13 protein-coding genes are annotated in these 13,682 nt (G+C 69.7%); 10 read left to right on the top strand and 3 right to left on the bottom strand.

The window, feature by feature from the left end:
• The 3 genes from ACPCXD_RS15605 to cofC form a co-directional block, all read right to left on the bottom strand.
• The coding region (locus tag ACPCXD_RS15605; RefSeq protein ID WP_423660214.1) for an NUDIX hydrolase at positions 1-931 on the bottom strand (931 nt) is incomplete at its 3' end.
• A gap of 13 nt (positions 932-944) precedes the next feature.
• Positions 945-3,113, bottom strand: a complete 2,169-nt coding sequence (locus tag ACPCXD_RS15600) for an RNA degradosome polyphosphate kinase (RefSeq protein ID WP_202399896.1) — start codon at positions 3,111-3,113, stop codon at positions 945-947.
• A gap of 23 nt (positions 3,114-3,136) precedes the next feature.
• Positions 3,137-3,838 carry a 2-phospho-L-lactate guanylyltransferase gene (gene cofC / locus ACPCXD_RS15595; RefSeq protein WP_423660212.1) on the bottom strand — a complete coding sequence of 234 codons (702 nt, stop codon included), beginning with the start codon at positions 3,836-3,838 and terminating at the stop codon, positions 3,137-3,139.
• A gap of 240 nt (positions 3,839-4,078) precedes the next feature.
• Between cofC and ACPCXD_RS15590 the strand changes: the two genes are divergently transcribed.
• From ACPCXD_RS15590 to octT, 10 genes are all read left to right on the top strand, one after another.
• Positions 4,079-5,077: an NAD(P)H-dependent glycerol-3-phosphate dehydrogenase gene (locus ACPCXD_RS15590; RefSeq protein ID WP_088897192.1), complete on the top strand. Its 999-nt coding sequence runs from the start codon at positions 4,079-4,081 to the stop codon at positions 5,075-5,077.
• A gap of 5 nt (positions 5,078-5,082) precedes the next feature.
• Positions 5,083-6,297, top strand: a complete 1,215-nt coding sequence (locus ACPCXD_RS15585; protein ID WP_423660210.1) for a cystathionine gamma-lyase — start codon at positions 5,083-5,085, stop codon at positions 6,295-6,297.
• On the top strand, positions 6,294-7,400 hold the full coding sequence (locus tag ACPCXD_RS15580; protein WP_172414872.1) for a D-alanine--D-alanine ligase family protein: 1,107 nt from the start codon (positions 6,294-6,296) through the stop codon (positions 7,398-7,400). The genes ACPCXD_RS15585 and ACPCXD_RS15580 overlap by 4 nt, the downstream gene beginning before the upstream one ends.
• A gap of 48 nt (positions 7,401-7,448) precedes the next feature.
• Positions 7,449-8,732, top strand: a complete 1,284-nt coding sequence (locus tag ACPCXD_RS15575) for a glutamate-5-semialdehyde dehydrogenase (protein ID WP_006554515.1) — start codon at positions 7,449-7,451, stop codon at positions 8,730-8,732.
• 29 nt (positions 8,733-8,761) lie between these two features.
• On the top strand, positions 8,762-9,658 hold the full coding sequence (locus ACPCXD_RS15570; protein ID WP_423660208.1) for an AAA family ATPase: 897 nt from the start codon (positions 8,762-8,764) through the stop codon (positions 9,656-9,658).
• Position 9,659: 1 nt separating this feature from the next.
• Positions 9,660-11,105, top strand: a complete 1,446-nt coding sequence (locus ACPCXD_RS15565; protein WP_059380803.1) for a vWA domain-containing protein — start codon at positions 9,660-9,662, stop codon at positions 11,103-11,105.
• A 19-nt stretch (positions 11,106-11,124) separates the two neighbouring features.
• Positions 11,125-11,838 carry a nicotinate-nucleotide adenylyltransferase gene (gene nadD, locus ACPCXD_RS15560; protein WP_226949848.1) on the top strand — a complete coding sequence of 238 codons (714 nt, stop codon included), beginning with the start codon at positions 11,125-11,127 and terminating at the stop codon, positions 11,836-11,838.
• Positions 11,835-12,242: a ribosome silencing factor gene (rsfS, locus tag ACPCXD_RS15555; protein ID WP_016694085.1), complete on the top strand. Its 408-nt coding sequence runs from the start codon at positions 11,835-11,837 to the stop codon at positions 12,240-12,242. Before nadD ends, rsfS begins: the two co-directional genes overlap by 4 nt.
• An 89-nt stretch (positions 12,243-12,331) precedes the next feature.
• Positions 12,332-12,910: a histidine phosphatase family protein gene (locus tag ACPCXD_RS15550; protein ID WP_229579462.1), complete on the top strand. Its 579-nt coding sequence runs from the start codon at positions 12,332-12,334 to the stop codon at positions 12,908-12,910.
• Positions 12,897-13,679, top strand: coding sequence for a diglucosylglycerate octanoyltransferase (gene octT, locus ACPCXD_RS15545; RefSeq protein ID WP_088897196.1), 783 nt, complete (start codon positions 12,897-12,899; stop codon positions 13,677-13,679). The genes ACPCXD_RS15550 and octT overlap by 14 nt, the downstream gene beginning before the upstream one ends.
• Positions 13,680-13,682 lie beyond the last annotated feature (3 nt).

Raw genomic sequence — 13,682 nt, 5'->3', positions numbered from 1 at the left:
GACGGCCCGTGGGAAGAGGGCTGTCGATGTGGTCGGCCGCGATGAGGCGATCGCCGCGCAGCGACAACACCCACATGCTCGCCTTCCGGTTCCGCGCCGGAGGCAGCACGAGACCGTCGCGCTCGGCCCACCATTCCAGCAGCGGCGGGATCACCTTGCCCTGACTGGAGATCACGGGAGTGCCGGGACCCGACGCGATCTCCAGCGCCCGCTTGCGGCCGCGGTCCGGATCGGCCCGGTACTCCTCCTCCGACAGCGACGGCTCGATCGCGATCTCGAGCCCGTGCCGGGAGGCGAAGGGCTCGACCGTCGCGATGCACCGCGTGCGGTCGGCGGACACCACACTGTCGCCGCCGAACGCCGTCAACTGCGGAACGAGAGCCTCCGCCTGCGCCCGTCCGGACGCATCGAGGGGCCGGTAACGGTCGTCGCCCTTGTACTTCTTCCGACTACCCGCCTTGGCGTGCCGCACGATCAGCGCCGTGGTCGTGTCCAGCGGCACCCGGCGGAAGCGGCGGAGGACACTGCGGTCCATCGGATAGGACAACAGGTCGAATGCCTCTTCGGGGGACACCCAACGCAATTCGTCCACTTCGTCGTTGGGCGCGAACTGCCCGTCGAGGCACCGCGCGGCCCAGTAGTCCACCCGCTTGAGTTTGCGGTGACCCGGAACGGGGTAGACGACCTTCCCGAGACTGCTGCCGAGCGCGGCGCGGAATCCGGTCTCCTCCTCGATCTCCCGCACCGCGGCGACCACCGCCGTCTCACCCGGGTCGAGTTTGCCCTTCGGAAAGGACCAGTCGTCGTAGCGCGGACGATGCACGAGCGCGACCTGCGCATCGTGCGGAGCGTCGTCGGCCGCAGGGCGCCACAGGACGGCGCCCGCCGCGAAGATGTTGGCCTTCACGGGCTTGTCGCGTGATTCGGTCAACGTTCCCTCCACCTCAGGACGCGCGGCTACGCATGAGTTCGACCTGGTGGTCGCGGGCAGCGGTTCCCGGCTCGGGGGACGCCGTCCACGTGCCGTCGCCCTCGAGCGTCCAGCAGCGGGTGACCGGGTCGAGCGCGGAATCGAAGATGCGGTCCAACTGCGCTGCGAGCCGGGTGTTCTTCACCTGCACCATCACCTCGACGCGACGGTCGAGGTTCCGGTGCATCATGTCGGCGCTGCCGATCCAGTACTCGTCGCTGCCCCGGAAATGGAACAGCCGCGAGTGTTCGAGGAACCGCCCCAGAATCGAGCGCACCGTGATGTTCTCGCTCAGCCCGGGCACGCCGGGTTTGAGGGCGCAGATCCCGCGCACGACCACCTCGGTGCGCACCCCCGCCCGCGACGCGCGGTAGAGCGCGTCGATCACCTGCTCGTCGACGAGGGCGTTGGCCTTGAGCCGGATCCCGCTGGGGCGACCGGCCTCGTGGTGCTCGATCTCACGCTCGACGCGTTCGATGATGCCCTTGCGGACTCCGTGCGGCGCGACGAGCAGATTGCGGTACTGCGCCTTCCGGGAGTACCCGGTGAGGGTGTTGAACAGGTCGGTGAGGTCGGCGCCGATCTCGGGCGACGACGTGAGCAGGCCGACGTCCTCGTAGAGACGAGCGGTCTTCGGGTTGTAGTTTCCGGTGCCGATGTGGCAGTAGCGCCGGATCGTCGAACCCTCGCGCCGCACGACCAGACAGGTCTTGCAGTGCGTCTTGAGACCCACGAGTCCGTATACGACGTGGACACCGGCCTGTTCGAGTTTGCGTGCCCACTTGATGTTGGCCTGCTCGTCGAAGCGCGCCTTGATCTCCACGAGCGCGACGACCTGCTTGCCCGCTTCGGCAGCAGCAATCAGAGCGTTGACGATGGGGGAGTCGCCCGACGTCCGGTACAGCGTCTGCTTGATGGCGAGGACCTGACTGTCGGCGGCGGCCTGCTCGATGAACCGTTGCACGCTCGTCGAGAACGAGTCGTACGGATGGTGGACGAGGATGTCGCCCTCGCGCAGAGTGGAGAACACGCTCTTCGGTGTCTCGCGCTCGCCGAAGGCGGGATGGGTCGCCGGCACGAACGGGGCGTCCTTCAGATCCGGACGGTCGACGGCGTGCACCTGCCACAGCGACGACAGATCGAGCAGGCCGGGCAACTGGACGACGTCGACCCGGTCGACGTCGAGTTCGCGCAACAGCAGGTCGAGCATGTGCTCGGTCATGTCGTCCGACACCTCGAGCCGCACGGGAGAACCGAAGCGCCGCCGGGCGAGTTCGCGTTCGAGGGCCTGGAGGAGATCCTCGTCGCGGTCCTCCTCGACCTCGAAGTCGGCGTTGCGGGTGACGCGGAAGGCGTGGTGCTCGACGATCTCCATGCCCGGGAACAACACGTCGAGGTGGGCGGCGATCAGTTCCTCGAGCGGGAGGAAGGCCGGCAGTCCGTGCGACGAACCCGCGCGATCGACCCGGACGAACCGTTCGACGTTGTCGGGCACCTTCACGCGCGCGAAGTGCTCACCGGACGACTGCGAATCCTTGACCGTGACAGCGAGGTTGAGGGACAGGCCGCTGATGTAGGGGAAGGGGTGTGCGGGATCGACCGCGAGCGGCGTCAGGACCGGGAAGACCTGGTCGGCGAAATACTGTGTCAGTCGTCGGCGTTCGTCCTCCGTCAGATCCGCCCATCGGATGATCGAGATGCCTTCGTCCGCCAGGGCCGGCATGACCGAGTCGAGGAAGACCTGCGCCTGGCGACCGGCGAGTTCGCGCGTGCTCGACGCGATGAGCGCGAGCTGGGCACGCGGGGTCAGTCCGTCCGCGGACCGGACCGACAATCCCGTCTCGGCGCGACGTTTCAGCCCGGCGACCCGCACCATGTAGAACTCGTCGAGATTCGACGCGAAGATCGCGAGGAACTTGGCGCGTTCGAGCAACGGCTGCGAGGTGTCCTCCGCGAGCGCGAGAACGCGGGCGTTGAAATCGAGCCAGCTCTGTTCGCGATTGAGGTAGCGGTCGACGGGAAGCGTGTTGTCGTGATCGGTCCTCGACTGCAGTCCCGTCGCGGCCGGAGGCGCGCTGGTGGCGGTCGCCACGCGACCGGCAGGTCGGGCGACGCCGGACGGTGCCGCGTGCTCGGAACTCATGGGATCGGGGGAATCGCCGTTGGTCACCAGTTCATTGTGGCAGAGCGACGGCTCCCTGCAGCGCTGTCGCACCGGTGGCGCAGCGGGAACTCGACCGTGTCGAGCACGGCCGCAGTGGCCGGTCCGACGCCGAGTCGCAGTGCGGCGGCGAGATCGTCCGGTGTGTCCACATCGAGTCGCAGTCCGGGGAGCGCGTCAGGTACCGGATACGCACCGGCATCGATGTGGCGACCGGCCGATCCCGGTCCGAACGACAGGGGCGGCAGGGTGCCGCTCACGCAGTGCAGCAACGCCGTCGTACCGCTCGCCGTGTGGTCGACGACCACGGCCGTTCCCGTCCGCCGCGCAGTCTCGCGTGCGAGCGCGAATTCCTCGGGCCGCAGGGAGGGCAGGTCGGCCTGCAGTGCCACGAGTTCGGCGCCGGGTGCATGCTCCCGCGCCCGGCGGGCCGCTGCGAGCAGTGCGGAGTTCAATGGGTCGGGGGAGTCGGGACCGACCGGATCGGGGAGGACGTCCGCGCCGCAGTCCAGCGCCGCGGCCGTGACCCGCTCGTCGGCGGTGACCACGGTGACCGTCACGTCTCCGGCGGACAGCGCCGCCGTCGCGGTGTCCTGCAGCATCGCGAGCACCAGTGATTCCCGCGCCGCCGGGTCGAGGACGTGCGAGAGCCGCGACTTCGCCAGGCCGAGGGCCTTGACGGGAACGAGCACGTGCGTCGCGGGCATTGCCCGATTGTGCCATCAGCGATCGATCGCACGATCGCGCGAGGTGACGAACCGCACGACCGCCCGCTGTGACCGCCGTCGTATGCGGTCCGTCCTCCGACCCGGCGCGGTGTCGGTGGCGCCTGCGCGATACTGGGTGCGACCGTGGGTGGTGACCGCCCGGACCGAACCGGTCGCGACCGCCCGCTCCGGGCCGATCGCGACCGCGAGTGCCGGGCATCGGACGAGAGTGAGGATCGCGTGACCACAGCAGCAGTTCTGGGCGCGGGTTCGTGGGGGACGGCGTACGCCAAGGTGCTGGCCGACGCCGGAACGGACGTGACGATCTGGGCACGGCGCGAGGAGGTGGCGCGCTGCATCGCGGAGCGACACGAGAACTCCGACTATCTGCCCGGTGTGGAACTGCCGCACTCGCTGAAGGCGACGGCCGATCATCGGGTGGCCGTCGAGGGCGCCGATTTCGTGGTCCTCGCCGTCCCGAGCCAGACCCTGCGGGCCAATCTCGAGGCGTGGAAGGTGGATATCGGACCGGAGGTCACACTTCTCAGTCTCGCCAAGGGAATCGAGAGCGGCACCCTGATGCGCATGAGCCAGGTGATCGGTCAGGTCACCGGCGCCGAACAGAATCGCATCGCCGTGCTGTCCGGCCCCAACCTCGCTCGCGAGATCGCCGAGGGGCAACCGGCCGCGACCGTCATCGCGTGCCCCGACTCCACCCGCGCCATGGAGATCCAGAAGTCCTGCGCCACAAAGTACTTCCGTCCGTACACCAACTCCGACGTGATCGGCTGTGAGATCGGCGGCGCCTGCAAGAACGTCATCGCCCTCGCGTGCGGCATGGCCGCCGGGGTGGGCCTCGGTGAGAACACCGTCGCGAGCATCATCACCCGCGGTCTCGCCGAGATCACCCGGCTCGGAACCGCCCTCGGTGCCAAGCCGGCCACGCTCGCCGGTCTCGCCGGGGTCGGCGATCTCGTCGCCACGTGCACGTCCCCGTTGTCCCGCAACCGTTCGTTCGGCGAACGCCTCGGTCGCGGCGAGTCGCTCGAGAGCGCGCAGGCGGCCACCCACGGTCAGGTGGCCGAAGGGGTCAAGTCGTGCACCTCGGTCCGAGCCCTCGCGGCGAGCTACGACGTCGAGATGCCGCTCACCGACGCCGTGCACCGCGTGTGCCACGAAGGCATGTCGGTGCCGGACGCGATCGGACAGCTGCTCGGACGCCGGATCAAGCCGGAATGAGCGGCATGACGGGCGATTCGACACGCTGTGTGAAGGCGGTTGCACACGAGGGTGTTCCGGGCTCCCCGCTGCAGGCGGGGCCGGTCTTCGCCGCGCCGTATCTGCTCGGTGAGGACGAACGCGACGATGTCGACACCTATGCGCGGGCCTCGAATCCCGGCTGGCGCGCACTCGAATCGGCGCTCGCCGAACTCGAGCACGCCTCGGCCGCCCGCGTCGTCGGCTCGGGCATGTCGGCGATCACGGTCGCGCTGCGATCACTCGTGGCCCCGGGTGGCACGGTCGTCGTCCCCTCCGACGGCTACTACCAGGTGCGCAAGTTCGCCACCGAATATCTCGCGCCGCACGGCATCGACGTCCACGAACTCTCCGTCGCCGAATTCGGGGACGGCTCCCTGCAGCGGGTCCTCGACGGTGCGGGCCGGGGTGCGGTGGTCCTTGCCGAGACGCCGTCGAATCCCGGTCTCGACACGGTGGATCTGCGTGAGACCGCGCAATCGTGCCGTCGCACCGGGGCATTGCTGCTTGTCGACAACACGACCGCCACCCCGCTCGGACAGCTCCCGCTCGACCTCGGCGCCGACGTCGTGGTGGCCAGCGGAACGAAATCGCTCAGCGGACACAGCGATCTGTTGTTCGGATACATCGCCGTCGCCGATCCCGAACTGCTGCCCGCGATCGACCGGGAACGACTGCTGTCGGGAACCGTGCTGGGACCCTTCGAGACCTGGCTCGCGCACCGCAGCCTCGGCACCGCCGGACTGCGCTTCGAACGGCAGTGCGCCAACGCGCTCGCCGTCGCCGGGATGCTGCTCGAGCACCCCGCTGTCACGGACGTCCGCTATCCCGGGCTCGCCGGCGACCCGGCCCACGCCGTGGCGGCCGGCCAGATGAGCCGCTTCGGCCCCCTGCTCACCTTCCGGTTGCCCGGGCGCGACGAGGTGCACCGCTTCGTCCGCGCGGCCACGCTCGTCGCACCCGCCACCAGCTTCGGCGGCATCCATACGACAGCGGATCGCCGCGCACGCTGGGGCGATGCGGTGCCGGAGGGATTCGTCCGGTTGTCGTGCGGAATCGAGGACACCGCGGATCTGCTCGCCGATCTCGACGCAGCGCTGAAGGAGACGGAGTCGGCGGGGACACAGCAGGGTGTCCGGTCCCACCCGTGTAGGACTCGCCCGTCACGCGGAGATCGCCACCCGGTACGGTTCGACACGTGAGTACGCCCCGAACCCGGGTGGCCGTCGTCTTCGGTGGTCGCAGCAACGAACATTCCGTCTCCTGCATCTCGGCGGGGAGCATCCTGCGCAACCTGGATCCGGAGAAGTACGAGGTCGTGCCCATCGGCATCACTCCCGAGGGCGCATGGGTCCTCGGCGACGCGGACCCCGCCGGCCTCGCCGCGGCCGGTCGCGAACTGCCCGTCGTCGCCGGTGACGGCTCCGATCTCGTGCTCACCGCGGATCCCACTCGTGGCGGCGACATCGTCGCCCTCGACGAGGCCTCCTACGGCCGGGTGCTCGCGTCGGTCGACGTGGTGTTCCCGGTCCTGCACGGCGCCTACGGCGAGGACGGCACCATCCAGGGTCTGCTCGAACTCGCGGACATCCCGTACGTCGGTCCCGGCGTCCTCGCCAGCGCCGCCGGGATGGACAAGGAGTTCACCAAGAAGCTGCTCGCGGCCGAAGGCCTGCCGGTCGGCTTCCAGATCGTCCTGCGTCCCGGCACCGCGACCCTCACCGAGGAGCAGAAGAACCGCCTCGGCCTGCCCGTCTTCGTCAAGCCCGCCCGCGGCGGATCGTCGATCGGCATCAGCCGCGTGGCCGACTGGGCCGCCTTCGACGACGCCGTCGCGAAGGCCCGGCAGCACGATCCCAAGGTCATCGTCGAGTCCGCGATCCTCGGCCGCGAGGTGGAGTGCGGCGTGCTCGAGTTCCCGGACGGCGACGTCCGCGCGAGTGTCGTCGCCGAGATCCGCATGCCCGACACCTCCGGCGACCACGAGGCGTTCTACGACTTCGACACGAAGTACCTCGACGACGTCTGCGAGTTCGACGTCCCGGCCAAGCTCGACGAGGAGATCTCCGACCGGATCCGCGAGCTCGCGGTCCGGGCGTTCCGCGCCCTCGACTGCCACGGTCTGTCCCGCGTCGACTTCTTCGTCACCGAGGACGGACCGGTGATCAACGAGATCAACACGATGCCCGGTTTCACGTCGATCTCGATGTACCCGCGGATGTGGGAGGCCACCGGCGTGGAGTACGCCGAGCTGCTGTCGATCCTGGTGGAGACGGCGCTCGCACGGGGGACCGGCCTGCGCTGACGGCACACGGCCTGTCGGGTTCCGCGAGGACCCGACTAGGCTGGACACATGACTGCCGTGACCCCCGACTCAGCTGCGACCGACGCCGGCACGGACACCCGTGAGGCCGTCCACGAGGCCGCGCGTCGCGCCCGCGTGGCCTCGCGTCGTCTCGCGCTGCTCACCACCACCGAGAAGGACGCGGCTCTCCACGCCGCGGCCGACGCTCTGCTCGCCGCCGCCGACACCGTCCTCGCCGCGAACGCGGAGGACATCGAGGCCGCCCGCGCCGGTGGCACCGAGGAGGCCATCCTCGACCGGCTGCGCCTGACCTCCGCCCGGATCGACGGGATCGCCGCCGGCCTGCGCCAGGTGGCCGGCCTGCCCGACCCGATCGGCGGAGTGGTCCGCGGCTCGACGCTGCCGAACGGTCTCGAGCTGCGCCAGGTGCGCGTCCCGCTCGGCGTGGTCGGCATGGTCTACGAAGCGCGTCCCAACGTCACGGTCGACGCCTTCGGTCTCGCCCTGAAGTCCGGCAACGCCGCACTGCTGCGCGGCTCGTCGTCCGCGGCCCGGTCGAACGCCGCGCTCGTCGAGGTGCTGCGTGCCTCGCTCGAGAGCCGGGGCATCCCCGCCGACGCCGTGCAGCTGCTGCCGAGCGCCGACCGCTCGTCGGTGACGCATCTGATCCAGGCTCGCGGCCTGGTCGACGTCGTGATCCCGCGCGGTGGCGCCGGTCTGATCGCCGCGGTGGTCCGCGACGCGACCGTCCCCACGATCGAGACGGGCACCGGCAACTGCCACGTCTACGTCCACTCCGCGGCCGATCTGGAGATGGCGGAGAAGATCGTGATCAACGCGAAGACCCGCCGGCCCAGCGTGTGCAACACCGCCGAGACGATCCTCGTCGACAAGGCGATCGCCGACACCGCCGTCCCGAAGCTCCTGCAGGCGTTCCAGCAACACAGCGTGACGGTCCACGGCGACCTGCCCGGCCTCGTGCCCGCGACCGACCAGGACTGGTCCGACGAGTACCTCTCGCTCGACGTCGCCCTCGCTGTGGTCGACGACCTCGACGCCGCCGTCGACCACATCGACCGTTACGGCACCGGCCACACCGAAGCGATCGTCACCTCGGACCTCGCCGCTGCGCGGGAGTTCACGACGCGCGTGGACGCCGCAGCCGTTATGGTCAACGCTTCGACGGCGTTCACGGACGGCGAGCAGTTCGGATTCGGCGCGGAGATCGGGATCTCCACCCAGAAGCTGCACGCCCGCGGTCCGATGGGTCTGCCCGAGCTGACGTCGACGAAGTGGGTGGTGTGGGGCGACGGCCACACCCGCCCCGCCTGATCGAGACCGGCCCGACGAAAGGAACCAGCGTGGATCGTGCGCTGCCCGCCACCCCGCCGATCTTCGCGGACGTCCAGGACGTCGTCGATCGTCTGGCCGGTACCGGATATCTCGCCGACAAGTCCACCGCGACCGCGGTGTTCCTCGCCGATCGCCTCGGCAAGCCGTTGCTGATCGAGGGACCCGCGGGCGTGGGCAAGACCGAACTCGCCCGCGCCGTCGCCGAGACCTCCGAGGCCGAACTCGTGCGCCTGCAGTGCTACGAGGGCGTCGACGAGTCCCGCGCGCTGTACGAGTGGAACCACGCCAAGCAGATCCTGCGCATCCAGTCGGCGGGGGCGACCGCCGCGGCGGGCGAGTCGTGGGACCGCACCAAGGAGGACGTCTTCTCCGAGGAGTTCCTGCTGTCGCGGCCGCTGCTCACCGCGATCCGCCGCGAGGATCCGACCGTGCTGCTCGTCGACGAGGTCGACAAGGCCGACGTGGAGATCGAAGGCCTGCTGCTCGAGGTGCTCAGCGACTTCGCGGTCACGGTGCCCGAGCTCGGCACCATCCGGGCCACCCGCAAGCCGTTCGCGGTGCTCACCTCGAACGCCACCCGCGAGTTGTCCGAAGCGCTCAAGCGCCGGTGCCTGTTCCTGCACCTGGACTTCCCCGACGCCGACCTCGAACGACGCATCCTCGCCAGCCGGGTCCCCGATCTGCCCGACGCGCTCGCCGACCAGCTCGTGCGCACGGTCCGCGTGCTCCGCGGCATGCAGCTCAAGAAGGTGCCGTCGGTGGCCGAGACGATCGACTGGGGTCGCACCCTGCTCGCACTGGGGCTCGACACCCTCGACGACACCGCGCTGCGCAGCACGCTCGGCGTGATCCTCAAGCACCAGTCCGACCAGATCCGCGCTGCCGCCGAGCTCCGGTTGAACTGACATGGCCGCCGCGCACCTTCCCGGATCCGAGGCGCCCCCGGCACCCCACGGACTGCCCGGGCACCTGGTCGGATTCGTCGAGGCGCTGCGCCGCCGCGGCATCGCGGTCGGGCCGTCCGAGACGGTCGACGCCGGACGGGTCATGACGGTGCTCGATCTCCTCGATCGGGAGGCCCTCCGCGAAGGCCTCGCGTGCACCCTGCTCCGCCGGTCCACACACCGGCCGACCTTCGACGCCCTGTTCGACCTGTGGTTCCCGCCAGCGATCGGACGCCGCGAGTCCACCGACCCTCAGGTGAGCATCCCGCGCACCCCGACGGGGGAGGTCGACTTCGAAGCCCTGCGCGACCTCATCGCCGAGCTGCTGTCCGACGAGTCGCCGGAGGCACTCGAGGCCTCCGAGATGCTCGTCTCCGCCATCGTCGAGGAACTCGGCCAGTACGCGTCGTCGAACGGCCCTTCCTTCTCGGCCTATCAGGCGCTGCGCGACGTCTCCCCGGACACCCTGCTCACGAAGATCCTCGAGGGACTGCTCGGCAACAGCACCCGCGAGGAACGCGACGACGCCGCCTACGAGAGCGAGGTTGCGCGGCGCACCGCCGCCCAGCGCATCGCCGATTTCCGGGCGATGGTCGAACGGGAGACCCGCCGACGCACCGCCGAGCAGCTCGGCCGCGAACGCGTCGAGAAGTACGGGGTGCCCAAGCTCGCCGAGGAGGTCGACTTCCTGCGCGCGTCCGACGCGGAACTCGTCGCGCTGCGCCGCAGCGTCATGCCGCTCGCGCGTCTGCTCGCGAGCCGTCTCGCGGCGCGCCGCCGGCGCGCTCGTGCCGGCGCCATCGACCTGCGGCGCACACTGCGCAAGTCCATGTCGACCGGTGGCGTGCCCATCGACCTGGTCAACCGCAAGCCCCGTCCGGCGCGTCCCGAGCTCGTCGTGCTCTGCGACGTCTCCGGTTCCGTCGCCGGCTTCTCGCACTTCACGCTGCTGCTCGTGCACGCCCTGCGCGAGCAGTTCTCCCGAGTGCGCGTGTTCGCGTTCATCGACACCGCCGACGAGGTCACCCACTATTTCGCCGCAGGGTCCGATCTGGGCGAGTCCATGTCGCGGATGCTGAAGGAAGCGGAGCTGATCACCTACGACGGTCACTCCGACTACGGACACGCCCTCGGCAGCTTCGCGGATAACCATGCGCATGCCCTCACCAGCCGTAGCTCGCTGCTGATCCTCGGCGACGGCCGCACGAACTACCGCAATCCGAACCTCGAGGTCCTCGAACATCTCGTGTCCGTCGCACGGCACGCGCACTGGCTCAATCCCGAGCCGAAGGGACAATGGGGTTCGGGGGATTCGGCCGCCAGGGTCTACAGCGAGGTCGTCACGATGCACGAGTGCCGGTCGGCGCAGCAGCTCGCAACGGTGGTGGCGAGTCTGCTCCCCGTGTGAACCCGTAAGCTGGACAACCGTGCATCAGCCAACGGATCGGCCCTCGGCCCCCAGGCGCCGCCTGGGCGTCATGGGTGGAACGTTCGACCCGATCCACCACGGACACCTCGTGGCGGCCAGCGAGGTCGCCGCGAGCTTCGACCTGGACGAAGTGATCTTCGTGCCCACCGGGCAACCCTGGCAGAAGACCGGACGCGACGTCAGCCCCGCCGAGGACCGCTACCTGATGACGGTGATCGCGACCGCATCCAACCCGCGGTTCTCCGTCAGCCGTGTCGACATCGATCGACGCAAACCCACCTACACCGTCGACACGCTGCGAGATCTCAGCAAGCAGTATCCCGACGCGGAGCTGTACTTCATCACCGGCGCGGACGCCCTGGGATCGATCCTGTCCTGGCAGGACTGGCAGACCCTGTTCGACCTCGCCCGCTTCGTCGGGGTGTCCCGGCCCGGATACGACCTGCACGCCGAACATCTGGCACCGCATCTGGACGAACTCCCGGCCGAGGCGGTGAGCCTGGTCGAGATCCCCGCACTGGCGATCTCCTCCACGGACTGCCGCAGGAGGGCTCGCGAGAACCGGCCGGTCTGGTACCTGGTGCCCGACGGAGTGGTGCAGTACATCAGCAAACGCCGGCTCTACCGCACGAATACGCACCTCGACGGAGATCCCGTCCCGGTGTTCGACGGAAACACCCCCGGCACCATCGAGAGAAAGAGCACGCAGTGAGCGCAACGGCAGAAGCCACGGAGATGGCCCGAATCGCAGCCCTGGCCGCCGACGAGAAACTCGCCACCGACGTCGTGGTGCTCGACGTGTCCGAGCAGCTGGTGATCACCGACTGCTTCGTCATCGCGTCCGCACCCAACGAGCGTCAGGTCAACGCCATCGTCGACAACGTCGAGGAGAAGCTGCGTCTGGCCGGCCACAAGCCCGTCCGCCGCGAGGGCACCCGCGAGGGACGGTGGACGCTGCTCGACTACGTCGACGTCGTGGTGCACATCCAGCACGAGGACGAGCGCAACTTCTACGCCCTCGACCGCCTGTGGAAGGACTGCCCGACCATCGAGGTCGACGGTGTGGGTGGCCCCCGTTCGGCGATCGACGCCGCCGACTCGCCGGAGGACGTGTGAGTCGTCCGGAGGAGGGTTCGCAGAGCCCGCGGGTGCGGCAGCTGGTGCTGCTGCGCCACGGCCAGACCGAGTACAACGCCACGCGGCGGATGCAGGGCCAGCTCGACACCGACCTCTCCGAGCTCGGTCGGCAGCAGGCGCTCGCCGTCGCCGACGCGATCGCCCGGTTCGATCCGCTCGCCGTCGTCTCGTCCGATCTGCGCCGCGCCTACGACACGGCGACCGCGCTCGGTGATCGCATCGGGCTGCCGGTCGCGATCGACACGCGGCTGCGCGAGACGCATCTCGGCGAATGGCAGGGCCTGACCCACACCGAGGTCGACGCCGTGGCCCCGGGCGCGCGCAGCGCGTGGCGCGCCGACGCGACCTGGGCACCGCCGGGAGGCGAGAACCGGATCGACGTCGCGCGGCGCAGCATGGCCGTCGTCGGCGAACTGCTCGACAAGTACGAGAACTGGAGCGATCGGCCCATCGTGCTGGTCGCACACGGGGGCCTGATCGCCGCGCTCACCGCGGCCCTGCTCGACCTGCCGGTCGACCGGTGGCCCGTCCTCGGCGGTCTCGGGAACACCGGCTGGGTGCAGCTCAGCGGATACGGCGAGGTGCCGTCCTGGCGCCTCGACGTGTGGAACGCGTCGGCCACGGTGGCGCCCGATGACGTCCTCTGAACCCACGCCGATCGAGACCGACGCCGCTCCGCGGCGCCCGGTCCTGCTGGTGATCGGCGACTCGCTGAGCTATTACGGTCCGAAGGGCGGTCTGCCCGCCGACCATCCGCAGATCTGGCCCAACCTGGTCGCGGCCGAACTCGGCTGGGACATCGAACTCGTCGCCCGGATCGGGTGGACCACACGCGACGCGTGGTGGGCCATGACCCAGGACCCGCGGGTATGGGCCGCGATCCCGCACGCCGGGGCTGTCGTCCTCGCCGTGGGCGGGATGGACACTCTGCCGTCCCCGCTGCCCACCGCACTGCGGGAAGGCCTGCGCTACATCCGCCCGCCGGCCCTGCGTCGCGCGGCGCGTAACGCCTATGGGTGGTTGCAGCCGCGACTGTCGCCGCTCGGGCGTCCCGTGGCGCTCCCGCCCCGGGTCAGCGTCGAGTACCTCGAAACGATCAGGGACGCACTGGCATACATGCGCCCCGATCTGCCCGTCATCGGCACCCTGCCGTCGGTGCACCGCAGCGAGCAGTACCGGTCGGTGCATGTCGGCCGGCTCCCCGCGGCACGCGCGATCACCCGCTGGGCGGCCGAGAAGTCGGTTCCCCTCGTCGATCTCGCCGAAGCGGTGCGGGAGAACGTCTTCTCCGACGACGCCAATCCCGACGGGATCCACTGGGGTTGGGAAGGACACCGTCGCGTCGCCTCCGCTGTCGGCGATGCGGTCCGGATCGTGCATCGGGATGCGGAAATCCCGGTGGAGGGCCTACGGTAGGCG

This window comes from Rhodococcus sp. AB351 (genome assembly GCF_049538275.1).
Lineage (GTDB): Bacteria > Actinomycetota > Actinomycetes > Mycobacteriales > Mycobacteriaceae > Rhodococcus.
This window is presented reverse-complemented; position numbering and strand designations above follow the sequence as displayed.